This is a genomic window from Nonomuraea candida, from assembly GCF_000725485.1.
Classification (GTDB): Bacteria; Actinomycetota; Actinomycetes; order Streptosporangiales; family Streptosporangiaceae; genus Nonomuraea; species Nonomuraea candida.
Window position 1 is genome coordinate 1 of sequence record NZ_JOAG01000013.1, and the last position, 15,662, is coordinate 15,662.

At 70.8% G+C, this 15,662-nt stretch carries 13 protein-coding genes, 1 pseudogene and 1 riboswitch; of the genes and pseudogenes, 6 read left to right on the plus strand and 8 right to left on the minus strand.

Annotated features, from left to right (window positions below):
• Window positions 1-309: 309 nt before the first annotated feature.
• Together IO39_RS13475 and mgrA are read left to right on the plus strand one after the other, a co-directional pair.
• Window positions 310-2,403, plus strand: a complete 2,094-nt coding sequence (locus IO39_RS13475; RefSeq protein ID WP_043621419.1) for a S9 family peptidase — start codon at window positions 310-312, stop codon at window positions 2,401-2,403.
• Window positions 2,400-3,380: an L-glyceraldehyde 3-phosphate reductase gene (gene mgrA, locus IO39_RS13480; RefSeq protein WP_043621422.1), complete on the plus strand. Its 981-nt coding sequence runs from the start codon at window positions 2,400-2,402 to the stop codon at window positions 3,378-3,380. Before IO39_RS13475 ends, mgrA begins: the two co-directional genes overlap by 4 nt.
• Before the next feature lie 12 nt (window positions 3,381-3,392).
• Here mgrA and IO39_RS13485 read toward each other — a convergent pair whose 3' ends face one another.
• Window positions 3,393-5,768 (minus strand): lysylphosphatidylglycerol synthase transmembrane domain-containing protein, encoded by a 2,376-nt coding sequence (locus IO39_RS13485; RefSeq protein WP_043621773.1) that lies wholly within the window; start codon window positions 5,766-5,768, stop codon window positions 3,393-3,395.
• Window positions 5,769-5,979: 211 nt separating this feature from the next.
• Between IO39_RS13485 and IO39_RS13490 the strand changes: the two genes are divergently transcribed.
• The gene (locus IO39_RS13490) at window positions 5,980-7,989 is read left to right on the plus strand and encodes a molybdopterin-containing oxidoreductase family protein (RefSeq protein WP_043621424.1); all 2,010 of its coding nucleotides are present in this window, start codon (window positions 5,980-5,982) and stop codon (window positions 7,987-7,989) included.
• A gap of 4 nt (window positions 7,990-7,993) precedes the next feature.
• Here the strand turns inward: IO39_RS13490 and IO39_RS57650 are convergent, their stop codons facing one another.
• A complete protein-coding gene (locus IO39_RS57650; protein ID WP_043621776.1) occupies window positions 7,994-8,464 on the minus strand; it encodes a GNAT family N-acetyltransferase in 471 nt (156 codons plus the stop codon).
• A 42-nt stretch (window positions 8,465-8,506) separates the two neighbouring features.
• Window positions 8,507-8,917: pseudogene (locus IO39_RS57655) on the minus strand (GNAT family N-acetyltransferase); the annotation flags it as partial.
• A 75-nt stretch (window positions 8,918-8,992) separates the two neighbouring features.
• On the opposite strand from IO39_RS57655, the gene IO39_RS54325 reads away from it, so the two are divergent.
• Entirely contained in the window at window positions 8,993-9,442 is a 450-nt protein-coding gene (locus IO39_RS54325; RefSeq protein WP_043621425.1) for a hypothetical protein, read from the plus strand.
• A 74-nt stretch (window positions 9,443-9,516) separates the two neighbouring features.
• On the opposite strand, the gene IO39_RS13505 is transcribed toward IO39_RS54325, so the two are convergent.
• The 3 genes from IO39_RS13505 to IO39_RS13515 all read right to left on the minus strand — a co-directional run bounded on the left by IO39_RS13505 (window position 9,517) and on the right by IO39_RS13515 (window position 11,157).
• On the minus strand, window positions 9,517-9,897 hold the full coding sequence (locus IO39_RS13505; protein ID WP_043621428.1) for a VOC family protein: 381 nt from the start codon (window positions 9,895-9,897) through the stop codon (window positions 9,517-9,519).
• A 31-nt stretch (window positions 9,898-9,928) separates the two neighbouring features.
• Window positions 9,929-10,243 (minus strand): DMT family transporter, encoded by a 315-nt coding sequence (locus tag IO39_RS13510; protein WP_043621431.1) that lies wholly within the window; start codon window positions 10,241-10,243, stop codon window positions 9,929-9,931.
• Window positions 10,244-10,273: 30 nt separating this feature from the next.
• Window positions 10,274-10,334, minus strand: a riboswitch (guanidine-III (ykkC-III) riboswitch).
• Between the two features lie 25 nt (window positions 10,335-10,359).
• Window positions 10,360-11,157 carry a class I SAM-dependent methyltransferase gene (locus IO39_RS13515; protein ID WP_043621778.1) on the minus strand — a complete coding sequence of 266 codons (798 nt, stop codon included), beginning with the start codon at window positions 11,155-11,157 and terminating at the stop codon, window positions 10,360-10,362.
• A 103-nt stretch (window positions 11,158-11,260) separates the two neighbouring features.
• On the opposite strand from IO39_RS13515, the gene IO39_RS13520 reads away from it, so the two are divergent.
• Together IO39_RS13520 and IO39_RS13525 are read left to right on the plus strand one after the other, a co-directional pair.
• Window positions 11,261-13,066, plus strand: coding sequence for an acyl-CoA dehydrogenase (locus IO39_RS13520; protein WP_043621434.1), 1,806 nt, complete (start codon window positions 11,261-11,263; stop codon window positions 13,064-13,066).
• Between the two features lie 221 nt (window positions 13,067-13,287).
• Complete coding sequence (locus IO39_RS13525) at window positions 13,288-13,512, plus strand: DUF6458 family protein (protein ID WP_043621437.1); 225 nt, start codon at window positions 13,288-13,290, stop codon at window positions 13,510-13,512.
• 16 nt (window positions 13,513-13,528) lie between these two features.
• Here the strand turns inward: IO39_RS13525 and IO39_RS13530 are convergent, their stop codons facing one another.
• Window positions 13,529-13,822 carry a Dabb family protein gene (locus IO39_RS13530; RefSeq protein WP_043621440.1) on the minus strand — a complete coding sequence of 98 codons (294 nt, stop codon included), beginning with the start codon at window positions 13,820-13,822 and terminating at the stop codon, window positions 13,529-13,531.
• A gap of 197 nt (window positions 13,823-14,019) precedes the next feature.
• On the minus strand, window positions 14,020-15,660 hold the full coding sequence (locus IO39_RS13535) for a dihydrolipoamide acetyltransferase family protein (protein WP_043621443.1): 1,641 nt from the start codon (window positions 15,658-15,660) through the stop codon (window positions 14,020-14,022).
• Window positions 15,661-15,662: the final 2 nt, after the last annotated feature.

Below are 15,662 nucleotides of genomic sequence, written 5' to 3' on the forward strand. Positions count from 1 at the left end.
GCCGTTCAAGTCTCTGTCAAATTGACCGGACTCGCTCGACCTGCGGGAATTAAGCGCCGCCCCCTTTCGGAGACAACCCCTCTAACTTACCAGCCGATCGACCGACTTGCGAATCGATCTCCCGGACCGGCGAGCCACAGGGGATTACCGACATCTGTCGACACAACACACCAAAGTCACCGGAGTGATGGAGGAGGGTTGTGCCGCACCGCGTCGGCCCCTAAAGATTAGCAGCGCTCCTGACCTCTCGAACCCGTTCTCCGGCTTCTCCGGCAACAGAACGATCACAACCGAACATAGACTCCCCACGTGAGCAGCAACACGCCGCCAGTGGCGAAGAAGGTCCCCACGGAGCGCACTCATCACGGCGACGTCGTCATCGACGAGTACGCCTGGCTGAGCAACAAGGAAGATCCCGACACGACCGCATACCTGGAGGCGGAGAACGACTTTCTCAAACAGCAGACCGCTCATCTCGCCGAGCTCCAGGAGCAGGTGTTCCAGGAGATCAAGGGCCGCACCCAGGAGACCGACCTGTCGGTGGCCAGCCGCAAGGGCGCGTGGTGGTACTTCTCCCGCACCGAGGAGGGCAAGCAGTACGCCCTGTCCTGCCGGGTCCCCGCCGACAGCGACGCGCCCCCGGAGATCACCCCGGGCGTCCGGCTCGACCACGAGCAGGTGATCCTCGACGGCAACGAGCTGGCCGGCGACAGCCCGTTCTTCTCGATCGGCACCAGCTCCGTCTCCCCCGACGGCACGATGCTGGCCTTCGCGACCGACTACAAGGGCGACGAGCGGTTCACGCTCAGGTTCAAGAACATCGAGACCGGCGAGCTCCTGCCCGACGAGATCACCGACATCTTCTACGGCGGCGCCTGGTCGGCCGACGGCTCGGCGTTCTTCTACACGCGGGTGGACGACGCGTGGCGGCCGTACCAGGTCTACCGGCACCTCCTGGGCACCCAGGAGGACACGCTCGTCTACGAGGAGAGCGACGAGCGTTACTGGGTCGGCATCGGGCTGACCCGCAGCGAGAAGTATCTGGTGCTGGGCGCGGGCAGCAAGATCACCAGTGAGGTGCGGCTGCTCGACGCCTCCGACCCCACCGGCGAGTTCACCGTCGTGCGGCCCAGGAAGACCGGCGTCGAGTACAGCGTCGAGCACGCCGGCGACTTCTTCTACGTGCTGCACAACGAGAACGCCGAGAACTTCGAGCTGGCCACGGCTCCGCTCGACGACCCGGCCGCGTGGACCCCGCTGATCGCGCACCGCGAGGACACCCGGCTGCTGGACATCGACGCGTTCTCCGACCACGCCGTGGTGCACTTCCGCCGCGACGGGCTGACCGGCCTGCGCGTGCTGCCGTACGCCGCGGACGGCGCCGGCTGGCGCGAGCGGGTCGAGGCGTCGGAGCGCAACGCGTACGAGATCGACTTCCCCGAGCCGCTCTACGACGTCGGCCCCGCGGGCAACCCTGAGTTCACCACCACGCGGCTGCGGCTGGCCTACACCAGCATGGTCACCCCGCCCAGCGTGTACGACTACGAGCTCGACAGCCACGAGCTGATCCTGCTCAAGCGGCGCCCGGTGCTCGGCGGCTACGACCCGGCCGACTACGAGCAGTTCCGGGAGTGGGCCACGGCCGAGGACGGCACGCGGATCCCGGTCTCCATCGTCAAGCGGAAAGACGCGGCCAAGCCGGCCCCGACGGTCCTGTACGGCTACGGCAGCTACGAGACCTCCATCGACCCCGGCTTCTCGGTCCCGAGGCTGTCGCTGCTCGACCGGGGGTTCGTCTTCGCGGTCGCGCACGTGCGGGGCGGCGGCGAGATGGGCCGCCGCTGGTACGAAGAGGGCAAGCTCACCAGGAAGCGCAACACGTTCACCGACTTCGTGGCCGTGGCCCGGCACCTGAAGGCGTCCGGCTGGAGCGAGCGGATCGTCGCCAGGGGCGGCTCGGCGGGCGGGCTGCTGATGGGCGCGGCGGCGAACCTGGCGCCGGAGGAGTTCGCGGGCGTCGTGGCCGAGGTGCCGTTCGTGGACGCGCTGAACACGATCCTCGACCCGTCGCTCCCGCTGACCGTGATCGAATGGGACGAGTGGGGCGACCCGCTGCACAACGCCGACGTCTACGCCTACATGAAGAGCTACTCGCCGTACGAGAACGTGGACGGCAGGCCGTACCCGCCGATCCTGGCGATCACGAGCCTGAACGACACGCGGGTGCTCTACCACGAGCCGGCGAAGTGGATCGCGCGGCTGCGCGCGACGGCGAGCGGCGGGCCGTTCCTGCTGAAGACGGAGATGGGCGCGGGGCACGGCGGCCGCAGCGGGCGATACGACGCGTGGCGGGAAGAGGCCTTCGCGCTGTCCTGGATCATCGAGAGGGGCACCAGCCGATGAGCTATCGGGCCGAGGAAGGGCGCTACGAGCGCCAGCCGTACAACCGCAGCGGGCGCAGCGGGCTCAAGCTGCCCGCGGTCTCGCTGGGGCTGTGGCACAACTTCGGGGACAACCGGCCGATCGAGAACTCGCGGGCGATCCTGCGCCGCGCCTTCGACCTGGGCGTGACGCATTTCGACCTGGCCAACAACTACGGGGTGCCGTACGGGTCGGCGGAGGCGAACTTCGGCCGGATCCTGCGCGAGGACTTCGCGGCGTACCGGGACGAGCTGATCATCTCGACCAAGGCCGGCTATGACATGTGGCCCGGCCCGTACGGCGAGTGGGGCTCGCGGAAGTACGTGCTGGCCAGCCTCGACCAGTCGTTGCGCCGCATGGGCCTGGAGTACGTGGACATCTTCTACAGCCACCGCCCCGACCCGGAGACGCCGCTGGAGGAGACCATGGGCGCGCTGGACAGGGCGGTGCGCTCGGGCAAGGCGCTGTACGCGGGCATCTCCAACTACTCGGCCGAGCAGACCGCCCAGGCCGCGCGGATCATGCGCGAGCTGGGCACCCCGCTGCTCATCCACCAGCCGTCCTACTCCATGATCAACCGGTGGATCGAGGACGGGCTGCTGGACGCGCTGGAGGAGGCGGGGATGGGCTGCATCGTCTACTCGCCGCTGGCGCAGGGCCTGCTGACCGACCGTTACCTGGACGGGGTGCCGGCCGACTCGCGGGCGGCGACGAGCCGGTTCCTGAACGAGGGCCAGATCGACCGGGAGCTGGCGCGCGACCTCAACGAGATCGCGCGGAGCCGGGGGCAGACGCTGGCCCAGATGGCGCTGTCGTGGACGCTGCGCGACCCGAGGGTGACCAGCGTGCTGATCGGCGCGAGCAGCGTCAGGCAGCTTGAGGACAACGTGGCGTGCGTGGACGGCCCGGCCTTCACGGAGGACGAGCTGGAGGCGATCGACAAGATCACCACCCGGTGAGACGCCGCCGGGTCAGAGGTACTCGTGGCGCTGCAGGTACGTGAAGGCGGCCCAGCCGGGCAGCACCGGCAGCCAGAACGTGAGCAGCCGGTACAGCAGCACCGCCGAGGTGGCCAGCTCGGGCCGCACGCCCGCGACCGTCAGGCCGCCCACGAGCGCGACCTCGACCGCGCCCAGACCTCCGGGGGTGGGCGCGGCCGAGCCGATCGCGTTGGCGGTGAGGAAGACGACCGCGACGGCGGTGAAGCTGAGCGTGCCGCCGAACGCGGCCACGCAGGCGTCGAGGCAGATGACGAACGTGATGGTGATCGAGAGCGTGCCGAGGCACGCCTCGACCATCTTGCGCGGCGACTGGAGCACGTCGAGCAGGCGCGGCAGCACGTTCGAGAAGAGCTTGCGCAGGCGTGAGGTGATCAGCCGGCGCAGCGGCGGCACGCCGAGCACGGCCACGACCAGCACCGCGACCCCGAGCAGCACCAGGACGAGCCCTCGTGACGGGGTGAACGAGGTGGACGTGGTCGAGCCGGTGATGTAGGCGAACAGGGCCAGCAGCGCGATGTGGAAGACCAGCATGATGAGCTGCGAGGCGCCCACGCTGGCCACCGCGCTGGCCGGGGGGATGCCGCGTTTCTGCAGGTAGCGCGTGTTGATCGCGACGCCGCCCACGGCGGCGGGCGCGACGAGCTTGACGAACGAGGACGCGAACTGCACCAGCACCGTGCGCCAGAGCGGCAGGTGCTCGGGCACGAACCCGCGCAGCATGAGCGCGGCGGCCACGAAGCTGCAGAACGACGCCAGCAGCGCCAGCCCCGACCAGGCCCAGTTGGCCGTGGTGACCACCTTGTAGACGTCGACCTGGCTGAGCTGGGACAGCACGATGTAGGCGGCGATGGCGCTGGCGATGATCGTGATGAGGGTACGCGGCCTGAACCGTTCGAGGCGGACCTCTTCGATCTTGCTCTGCGGTTTGAGCGCGACGATGTGCTCGCGGATGCCGGGCAGCACGTTCTTGGCCTTGGCCACGGCCGACCGGGTCTCCCTGGTCAGCGCGATCTGCTGGAGCAGCGGCATCGCGGCGGCCAGCGCGTCGGGGCCCATCACGGCGGCCGCGGCGCGGACCGAGCGCTCGGGGCCGACGCGCAGGGCCAGGTAGGTGAGGAGCTGGGCGACGTCGAGGCGGAGCAGCAGGTCTCCGGCGGCGATCTCGCCGCTGCGGGGGTCGGTGAGCACGACGCGGCCGGCGCCGTCGAGGTGGATGCCGTCGCCGGTGAGCCGCCGGTGCGCCAGGCGCTGGATCTGCAGCAGCTCGACCTGCTCCCAGATCTGGGCGAGCAGCTCGTCGTCGATCTCCGCGTCGGGGACCTCGTCGAGGGGGCGCGTCTCGATGTGCTCGTAGGCGAGCAGCGCGGCCTCGGTGCCGATCTCGCTGGTGCCGAGCAGGCGCGGGGTGCTGGCGCCGGCCGCCTGGGCGGCGTACGCCATGAGCGCCTCGCGTTCGAGCTCGGCGCGCAGCGAGCGGATGGCGCGCCGCCTGGTCTCGGAGTTGAGCCTGATGCGCCGCCACAGCCGGTACGGCAGGCCGGCCACCTGCCTGTCGCGGTCGAGCACGGTGACGTCGAGGCTGGTGCCGTCTTTGAGGCCGATGGCGTAGCGGCGGCTGCCCTGGTGGTCGTCCTCGACGCGGCGGGCGGAGACCGGCGAGAACGACAGCTTCCGCAGGGCTGCGACGACGGCGTTGCCCGGGGGGCGGGTGTTGGGGCTGCCGACGCCGTACAGGGTGGCGTAGCCGATGGCCATGCCGACCAGGACGGTGACGATGGCGCTGGGGATGGTGATCTGGCGGCCGGAGAAGAAGGCCAGGATGTAGAGCGCGATCGTGGTCCACATCAGCATCCGCCAGGTGGGGCGGCGGTTGATGCGGACGGCGGTGGCGTAGGCGATGACCGAGGTGAGCAGTGTGTTGAGCGGCTCGATCTGCCGGTCGCCGGTGAGCAGCACGCGCAGGTCCTCGGCGTTGCCGGCGACGAGCCACTGCCCGAACAGGAACGAGCCGGCCATGCCGACGATGGCGGCGATCAGCCCTTCGGCGACGCGCAGCCCGTCGCGGTGGAAGACGCGCTCGACCGCGAAGGCCACGGGCACGATGAGCACGGCCGCGCCGCCGAGGAAGGCGGCGATCCTGGGCAGCAGCGGCACCAGCTCGGTGCCGTCCTGGACGTCGGCCTCCAGCCCGATGAGGGTCTGCTTGGCGACCAGGGCGAGCAGCACGACCGCGCCGAGCACGATGATCGTGGCCATGAAGCGCAGCAGGTCGGAGGGGCGGCGCAGGCGCTGGGGCAGCAGCGGCTCGACGACGTAGACGTCGCTCTCCGCGCGTGTCTCGGCCACGGCTGGATCCCCCTCCGCGAGGTCCTCCGTGTCATCTCGTTCCCTGATCTCGGCCACCGACAGCGATTCCGCACCTTCCCGTGCCGGACGATACGTCCCTGAGTTCCAGTGTGCTCAATCGTCCCCGCAGTAGTCGCAGGGGCAGGCTACACGCTGGAGTTCCCACTGTTCACCTCCGAATCGGGGCGGGCCGGGACGTAGGCTGTGTCCCATGTCGGGTGAATTGAGGGTTTTGGGGGCATGCCCGCTGGACTGCCCGGATACCTGTTCCTGGGTGGTGACCGTCGAGAACGGCGCGGCCGTCAAACTGCGCGGCAACCCCGACCAGCCCTACACCAGGGGCGCGCTGTGCGTGAAGGTCAACCGCTATCTGGAGCAGACCGGGGCGGAGGATCGCATCCTCTATCCGCTGCGCCGCACCGGGCCGAAGGGCTCGGGGCAGTTCGAGCGCATCACCTGGGAAGAGGCGCTCGACGAGATCTCCGTACGGCTGCGCGGCATCGTCGCCGAGCACGGCGGCCAGGCCATCTGGCCGTACCTGGGCACCGGCACGCTCGGCTACCTGCAGGGCTGCGAGGGCGTGGCGGGCCGCCGGTTCTGGAACGTGCTGGGCGCCTCCAAGCACTGGCTGAACATCTGCTCGGCGGCCGGCAACAGCGGCCTGTGGCGCACGAACGGCACCCCGGCCGGCATGGACCCGGAGAACTTCGCCCTGTCCAAGCTGATCCTGCTCTGGGGCACGAACACGCTGACCAGCGGGCACCACCTGTGGAAGTTCATCCAGGACGCCCGCGCGAACGGCGCGCACGTCGTGGCCATCGACCCGATCCGCACCAGGACGGCCGACCAGGCCGACGAGCACCTGGCGATCAGGCCCGGCACGGACGCCGCGCTCGCGCTCGGCCTGCTCAACGTGGTGCTGGCGGAGAACGCCCAGGACGAGGAGTTCCTGGCCGAGCACACCGAGGGCTGGGCGGAGTTCCGCGAGGAGATCCTGCGCCACCCGGTCGGGAAGGTGGCGGAGATCACGGGGATTCCCGCCGAGGCCGTCCACAGGCTGGGGATGAGGCTGGCCCACACGCGCCCGACCGCGCTGCGCGCCACGCACGGCCTGCAGCGGCACGCCGGCGGCGGCACCGCGCTGCGCACGATCGCCGCCATCCCCGGCGTCACCGGCGACTGGCGCCACCCCGGCGGCGGCATCGCCTTCTCCACCAGCGGCCACGTGCACCTCGACATCGACACGCGCGACGACCTGCTGGACAAGCCGGTGCGCACGCTGGTGATGACCAAGCTGGCCTCCCAGCTCGACGAGTCGGTGAAGTGCCTGTGGGTGTACGCCGCCAACCCCGTCGGCTCCTCCCCCGACTCCGGCGCCATCAGGCGGCGGCTCATGCGCGAGGACCTGTTCACGGTGGTCATGGAGCACTTCCCCACCGACACCGTGGACTACGCCGACATCGTGCTGCCCGCGACCATGCAGACCGAGCACCACGACCTGCACGCCGGCTACGGCCACCTCTACCTGATGTGGAACGAGCAGGCCGTCGAGCCGCCCGGCGAGTGCCTGTCCACGACGGAGACCTTCCGCCGGCTGGCCGCGCACATGGGCATGACCGAGCCGTCGCTCTACGACTCGGACCTGGAGCTGGCCGAGCAGCTCCTGGCGAGCGGGCATCCCTCCCTCGACGGCATCACCCTGGACAGGCTGCGCAAGGAGGGCTGGGTGCGGATGAACTACCCGCGGCCTTTCACGCCGTTCGCCGAGGGCTTCCCGACGCGCTCGGGGCGGCTGCGCTTCCCGCCGGCGGGCAAGGCGTACGTGCCGTCCCACACGGCCGCGGCGGCGGGGCGGGGGCCGTACCCGCTGACGCTGGTCACCCCCGCCTCGCACCTGTTCCTGAACACGACGTTCGGCAACAACCCGGAGCTGCGCCGCCGCGCCAAGGAGCCGACGGTGCTGGTGAACCCGGCGGACGCGGCGGCGCGCGGGCTGGAGGACGGCCGGCGCGTCCGGGTGTTCAACGACGGCGGGGAGTTCCTGGCGGACGTGGAGATCAGCGACCGGGTCGCGGCCGGGGTGGTGGCCTCGCCGAAGGGCCGCTGGCCCAAGCTCAGCCCCGGCGGCGCCAACCCGAACGCCGTCGTGGCCGAGCGGGACGGGGACATGGGCATGGGGCCGGCGTTCCACGACAACCTGGTCGAGATCAGCCCTGTGTGACGGGTCAGTCCAGTTTGAGCTTGTAGCCGACGTGGGAGGCCGTGAAGCCGAGGCCGTCGTAGAAGCGGTGCGCGTCCGTACGGGTCCGGTCGGAGGTGAGCTGCACCATCGCGCAGCCGCGCGCCCGCGCCCGGTCGACGGCCCATTCGATCATCTTGCGGCCGAGCCCCTGGCCGCGGGTGGAGGCGGCGACCCTGACCGCCTCGATCTGGCACCGTTCGGCGCCCAGCCGCGACAGCCCGGCCAGGTAGGTGAGCTGCATGGTCCCCACCACCTTGCCGTCCCGCTCGGCCACGATCAGCTCGTCGTAGGGGTCGGCGTCGATGCGCTCGAAGGCCGCCAGGTAGCGCTCGTCGTTCGGGTCGCCCTCCCGCAGCGCGCCCAGCGGGTCGTCGGCCAGCATCGCCACGATGGCCGGCACGTCCTCCCTGCGGGCCGTACGGAAGATCAGGGAGAGCACGTAGTGCGACTCCATCAGCGCCGGGTTGGACGGCAGCGCCATGACCTTGCCGCTCGGCGTGAACCCCTTGCGCGCGTACAGGGCGCGGGCGGCGTGGTTGCGGTCCACGGGCCAGAGCCCGATCTCCTCCGCGCCGGTGGTCCTGGCCCACTCCACGGCCGCGTCCACCAGCCGGGAGGCCACGCCGCCCTTCCTGGCCTCCGGCGCCACCCACATGGACAGCAGGTGGGCCCCGGTCTCCTCCAGCAGCACGCAGACCATCCCCACGTCGGCGCCGTCACGGGTGGCCGCCCAGTAGCGCGCGTCCGGGTTGCTCAGCCGCTCGGTCCACTTCTCGGGCGGGAACGCGATCTCGCGGTCGTAGGAGGAGCCGAACGCGTCCGGGGAGTCCCGCAACGCGCGCAGCCGCACCTCGCGCAGCCGTTCCCCCTCGTCCGGCCGGAGCAGCACGATTTCGATGTCAGACATGTCCGAATCATGTCAGGGACGGCTCAGGGTCCGTCCCCGATGCCCCCGGGGGGCGGCCGGAGGCAGCATGAGGTCATGAACGAAATCAGTCGACGCGACGAGGTATCGCTGTCGGGCGCCGCGCTGCGCGGCGCCCCTTGGAAGAGCGCCGCGATCGGCGGCGGCGTCGTGGCCTCCCTCAGCTACGGGGTGGGCCTGCTCAGCGGCGGGGGCGACCTGGTGTGGGCGCTGGGCCTGGGCATCAGCCTGTTCGCGCTGATCGCCGCGATCGGCGCGGTGTCCAAGCCGGAGGAGGGCGACCGGGTCACCCGCCAGGCGCGCCTGTGGTCGCTCCGGCACCCGTTCAAGTTCGCGCTGCTGCCCGCGGGCATCGTGGCCGTGCTGGACTACCCGCTGCAGCTCGTGCTGGACGGCAATGGGGTGTTCGGGTCGGCCTGGGACGCCCTGTGGCACGGCGCGCTCGTCTACCTGATCTCCGGCGTGCTGACGCTCACGATGCAGGGACGAGCGCGATCCGCCCGGTGAGCCGCCCGGTGAGCCGCCCGGTGAGCCGCCCGGTGATCCGCCCGGTGATCCGCCCGGTGAGCCGCCCGGTGGGCCTACGCCTCGCCCCGCTCCGCCGGACTCCTGCACACGCAGAACTCGTTGCCCTCGGGGTCGAGCATGGTGACCCAGCCGGTGCCGTCGGGCTTGCGAAGGTCCTGGAAGACGGTCGCGCCCAGCTCGATCAGCCGCTCGACCTCCTGGTCACGGGTCCTGCCCTCGGTCCCGTTGACGTCGAGGTGCAGCCGGTTCTTGACGGTCTTGCCCTCGGGCACGCGGATGAACAGCAGGAACGGGTCCCGCTTGGTCCGCAGCATCACCTCGTCGTCCCCGGGGGCGTCCCCTTCGCCCAGGGGCAGCCCGGTGGCCCTGCTCCACCAGCTCGCGATCTCGTACGGGTCTGCTGCGTCGATGGTGACGGCATGGATCTCAATCACGAGATCACCCAACCCGACACCACCAAAGACGTCAAGCAAGTGTTCGCAACCCGATGACGCCGGCCAGGATCAGCGCGATGGACAGCAGCCGCGGCAGCGACACCTGGTCGCCCATGGCGATCATGCCGAGGATCGCGGTGCCCGCCGCGCCCACGCCGGTCCAGACGGCGTAGGCGGTGCCGACCTCCAGCGACTTGAGCGCGTAGGAGAGCATCCCGAAGCTCAGCACGGCCGTGACCAGGAACGACAGCGTCCACCACAGGTTGGTGAAGCCGTTGCTGAGCTTGAGTGACAGGGCCATGGCGACCTCGAAGACGCCGGCCAGCACGAGAACGATCCACGCCATGATGACTCCTCCGGAGACGAGACTGACTGGGATGCGTCGTCTTGGCGTTCCGGGTACGGCGCGTCTCGTCCGGGAGCCTCAGGGGCTCATCGGCAAGAACGTGGCGGGTCGCGGGATCATTCCCACCAGATCGTGACCCAGCGGTCGCGCGGCATCGGCCACATGCCCAGCTCCACCACCGTCGCCGCCACCTCCTCCGCCCGCGCGGGGTCGAGGCAGACCCGGCGGCACACGCTGGCGGCCAGCTCCTCCAGCGACGTGAAACGTTCCAGCGGGGACTCTCTCTCCTCCACCCGCACGGCGAAGCCGAGCGCCGCCGCCAGCGCCACGCAGTCCTCCGCGATGGGCCGCACCGGCCGGTCGACGCCGTGGAAGTGCTGCCACAGCGGCGTCATCCAGCTCATGGGATGGCGGTGCGGCAGCTCGATCACCACCCGCCCCTGCGTGCGGGCGTCGAGCGCGGTCAGGAAGCCGGCCAGGTCGGGCACGTTGTAGACGACGTGCGCCGCCACGGCCGCGTCGGCCACCGGCACCCGGTCGGCCACGTCGGGCCAGCGGCCCTCGACGGTCGTGACCGGCACGCCGAGCTTGTCGGCCCGGGCGGTCAGCCCTTCGAGCATGGAGGCGGAGGTGTCGACCGCGTAGAGGTGGCCGATGCGCCCGTGCAGCGGCAGGGAGGAGGCCCCCGGCCCCGAGCCCACGTCGAGCAGCGTGCCCTTGTCGGGCAGCGCCTCCGACAGTCGCGTCATGGTCGGGCCGTCGTCGGGCTCGGCCAGCGCCCTGTCAGTACGGGTGCCGAACCGCTCGGGCGAATGACTCCACGGATCCGCGGGGGCCTTGGCCAGGATCTCGTCCGGAATCGCCCAGGATTCCAGTCGCTCCCGCCACCTGGCGGCGAGTTCTTCGGCGTCCATGGAGACGAGCATGCCATGCATAGCCGGGGTTACCCGCGGGTAGCATTTCAGAGTAAGGTTACTCGCCAGTAGAGAAATCCTCGGTTCAAGGAGATCGACGCCCATGGGCCACTACAAGAGCAACGTGCGTGACCTGGAATTCAACCTCTTCGAGGTCTTCGGGAGACGCGAGATCCTCGGCACCGGGCCCTTCGCCGATCTGGACGAGGACGTCGCGCGCACTCTCCTCGACGAGATGCACCGGCTGGCGACCGGCGTGCTCGCCGACTCCTTCGAGGAGGGCGACAGGAACCCGCCGGCGTTCGACGCGGCCACCTCCTCCGTGACCCTGCCCGACGGGTTCAAGAAGTCGTACAAGGCGCTGATCGAGGGCGGCTGGGCGCACCAGGACCTGCCCGTCGAGCTGGGCGGCCCCGGCATCCCGCGCAGCCTGGCCTGGGCCACGGCCGAGATGGTGCTCGGCGCGAACCCCGCGCTCTACATGTACGCGGCCGGCCCCAACTTCGCCTACACCATGTGGAAGCTGGGCACCCCCGAGCAGAAGCGCTTCGCCGAGCTGGCCATCGAGCGCAACTGGGGCGCCACCATGGTGCTCACCGAGCCGGACGCCGGCTCCGACGTGGGCGCCGGGCGGACGAAGGCCGTGCGCCAGCCCGACGGCAGCTGGCACATCGAGGGCGTCAAGCGCTTCATCACCAGCGCCGAGCAGGACATGACGGAGAACATCTTCCACCTGGTGCTGGCCCGCCCCGAGGGCCACGGCCCCGGCACCAAGGGGCTGTCGATGTTCCTGGTGCCGAAGTACCACGTGAACCTGGAGACCGGCGAGCTCGGCGAGCGCAACGGCGTCTACGTCACCAACGTCGAGAAGAAGATGGGCCTGAAGGTCTCCACGACCTGCGAGCTGACCTTCGGCGACAAGCACCCCGCGATCGGCTGGCTGATCGGCGACGTGCACGAGGGCATCAAGCAGATGTTCATGGTGATCGAGCACGCCCGCATGATGGTCGGCACCAAGGCCATCGCCACGCTCTCCACCGGCTACCTCAACGCCCTCGAGTACGCCAAGTCGCGCTTCCAGGGCGCCGACCTGGCCAAGATGGCCGACAAGAGCGCGCCCCGGGTGACCATCACCCACCACCCCGACGTGCGGCGCGAGCTGATGCTGCAGAAGGCGTACGTCGAGGGCATGCGCGCCCTGGTGCTCTACACGGCCACCTTCCAGGACACGCTGCTCATCAACCCCGACGACCGGCACGCCCAGGCCATGAACGACCTGCTGCTGCCCGTCGTCAAGGGCGTCGGGTCGGAGCGGTCGTACGAGCTGCTGTCGCGCTCGCTGCAGACCCTGGGCGGCTCCGGCTACCTCCAGGACTACCCGATCGAGCAGTACATCAGGGACGCCAAGATCGACTCCCTGTACGAGGGCACCACCGCCATCCAGGGCCAGGACCTGTTCTTCCGGAAGATCCTGCGCAACCAGGGCGCGGCGATCGGCGCGCTGCTGGCCGAGATCAACGAGTTCGCCGGGTCCGAGGCGGGCAACGGCCGGCTCAAGGAGGAGCGCAAGCTGCTCGTCGAGGCCGCCGCCGAGGTCAAGGCCATGGGCGACACCATGGCGGGCTGGGCGCTGGGCTCGCTGGAGTCGCCCTCCGAGGTCTACAAGGTCGGGCTCAACACCACCCGCTTCCTGCTCGCGCTGGGCGACCTGGTCATCGCCTGGCTGCTGCAGCGCCAGGCCGAGGTGGCGCTGGCCAAGCTGGCCACCCAGGAGGACCCGTTCTACCAGGGCAAGGTCGCGGCGGCGTCGTTCTTCGCCAAGAACGTGCTGCCCCGGCTGGCCGCCGAGCGGCGCGCGCTCGAATCGACCGGGCTGGAGCTCATGGAGCTGCCGGAAGAGGCGTTCTGACGGCTGGAGCCGCCGGGAGAGGCCCGCTCTGACGGCTGGGGCCTCTCCGCCGCCTTTCCGCCGCCCACGGCGGGGCGTCCGCACCTTTCCGATGCGGGCGCCCCGCCGTTCGGCGTCCGGCCCCTTGCGGTACGGCGGCGGTCCGCGCGAGATGCGACGGGTGTGATCGGCGTCAGCCGGGTATGACCGTGGCTGTACTCGCCGTTTGCCTGGAGGTCGTCATGGGTGTCGGGGTAAGCATCTTCTTCCTCACGCTTGGCGCCATTCTGAGGTTCGCGATCGAGCCCGACGTGTTCGGCGACAGCGTGCACATGGACGTGATCGGCCTGATCTTCATGATCGTCGGCGGCGTGGGGGTGGTGCTGGCCATCGTGCTGGCCCCGCGGCGCGGGCAGACCTCCGACCACCGGCTGATGCACCGCGAGAACAACCCGCCCGAGCTGTAGGGCCGGGAGCAGCCCGTCAGAGACTGAGCTGCACGGCGGCGCGGGTCGCCAGGATGGGCTTGATGTGCTGGGCGATCACGGCCTGGTGGTCGGGGTGGTCGCGGTAGAGCGCGAAGTCGTCCACCGAGTCGAAGTCCGCCACCACCGCGTAGTCGTGGTTGCCCTGGGTGATGCCCGCGTCGGGGCCCACGGTGTAGGAGCGCAGCTGCGGGATGAGGCCCGGGAGTTTGCGCAGCTCGGAGGTGACCGCGGCCTGCTGCTCGGCGGTCGCGTCCTCGGTCCAGGTGAACAGCACGATGTGGCGAATCATGCGAGTCACTTTAGCCATGTATCTGAGCGCGGCCTCGGCGCTCTGAGGTCAGTGGGTGCGGGCGTCGCGCCGTACGGCGATCGCCGGGGGAGGGGTCCTCCCGGCGATCGCCGTACTTCATGCGCCGTGGGCCCGCGGGCGGCCCCACGCGACCACACACCACCCGCAGGCGGCCCGCGGGCGGCGGGCCGGCCGGGTCAGCCCCAGGCGAGCATGCGGAGGGGGTCCTCCAGCATCGCGCCCACGTCGCGCAGGAACAGGGAGCCCAGCTCGCCGTCGATGATCCGGTGGTCGAAGGAGAGCGACAGGGTCGCCACCTTGCGCACCGCCAGCTCGCCGTCCACCACCCACGGCATGTCCCTGATCTGGCCGATGGCGAGGATCGCGGCCTCGCCGGGGTTGAGGATCGGGGTGCCGCCGTCCACGCCGAACACGCCGACGTTGGTGATGGTGATGGTGCCGCCGGACATCTCGGCCGGTTGGGTACGCCCCGACCGGGCCGTCTCCGTGAGCCCGGCCAGCCGGCCGGCCAGCTCGGGGAGCGACAGGTCCTGGGCGTCCTTGATGTTGGGCACCAGGAGGCCGCGCGGGGTCGCGGCGGCGATTCCGAGGTTCACGTAGTGCTTGACCACGATTTCCTGGGACTCCTCGTCCCACGCGGAGTTGATCATCGGGTGCCGCCGGACCGCCGTCAGGACGGCCTTGGCCACCAGGAGCAGCGGCGAGACCTTGACCTCGGCGAACTCCGCGAGCGTGCGCAGGCGGCGCACCGCCTCCATCGTGCCCGTCATGTCCACCTGGAGGAACTCGGTGACGTGCGGGGCCGTGAAGGCGCTCGTGACCATGGCCTGGGCGGTCATCTTGCGCACGCCCTTGACGGGGACGCGCTCCTCGCGCCGCGCCGGGGCCTGCGGGCGCTGCGGCTGCCCGGCCGGCGCCGGTTCCGCTGCCGCTTCCGGTGCCGCTTCCGGTACTGAGGCCGCCGCGTGCACGTCGTCGCGGGTGATCGAGCCCTGGGGGCCCGTGCCGTTGATCGACGCCAGGTCCACGCCCAGGTCCTTGGCGAGCTTGCGCACGGGAGGCTTGGCCAGCACGGCCACCCGCGCGGGCGTCACCGCCGCCGGGGCCGCCGGCGGCGCGGCGGGCGTGGCCGCTCCCCCGGCGGGCGGTGCGGTGGCCCGTGTCGCGCCCGCAGCGGGCGGGGCCGTGGCTGGTGGCGCGCCAGGAGGGGGTGGCAGGGTCGGGGGGCCGTCCACCTCCACGCGGGAGGGGTTGGCGACCGGGTTGGCCGGAATGCCGGTCGAGGGCTGCTTGCGGGGGCGGCGCTTGGTGGCGCCGGTCTTCACGCCGTAGCCGACCAGGACCGCCTGGCGCTCCTCCTTGGGGGCCGGGCTGCCGTGCGCGCCGGGCTCCACCGCGCCCTCCGCCGGCGGGTTCGGCACCAGGTCCTCGGCCAGCGCCTCGGGCTTCCCCGCCGCGCCTGAGGCGGCGTCGGGGCCGGAGGTGGCCCCCTGGCCCGAGGTGACGCCCACCCCTGAGCCGTCCCCCGAGCCGGTCGCGCCGGGCTGGGCGGGGGCGCCGGCGCCGGGGGCGCCGGGCTCGGTGGTGTCGATGGCGATGATGGCGATGCCCACGTCCACCGTGTCGCCCTCGTCGGCCATCAGGCCCGCCACCACCCCGTCCCACGGGATCGGCAGCTCGACGATCGACTTGGCCGTCTCGATCTCCACGACGATCTGGTTGACCTTGACCGGGTCGCCCGGCTTGACGTGCCAGCGGACGATCTCGGCCTCCGTCAGCCCCTCGCCGACGTCGGGAAGCTTGAACTCGCGTCGCATGT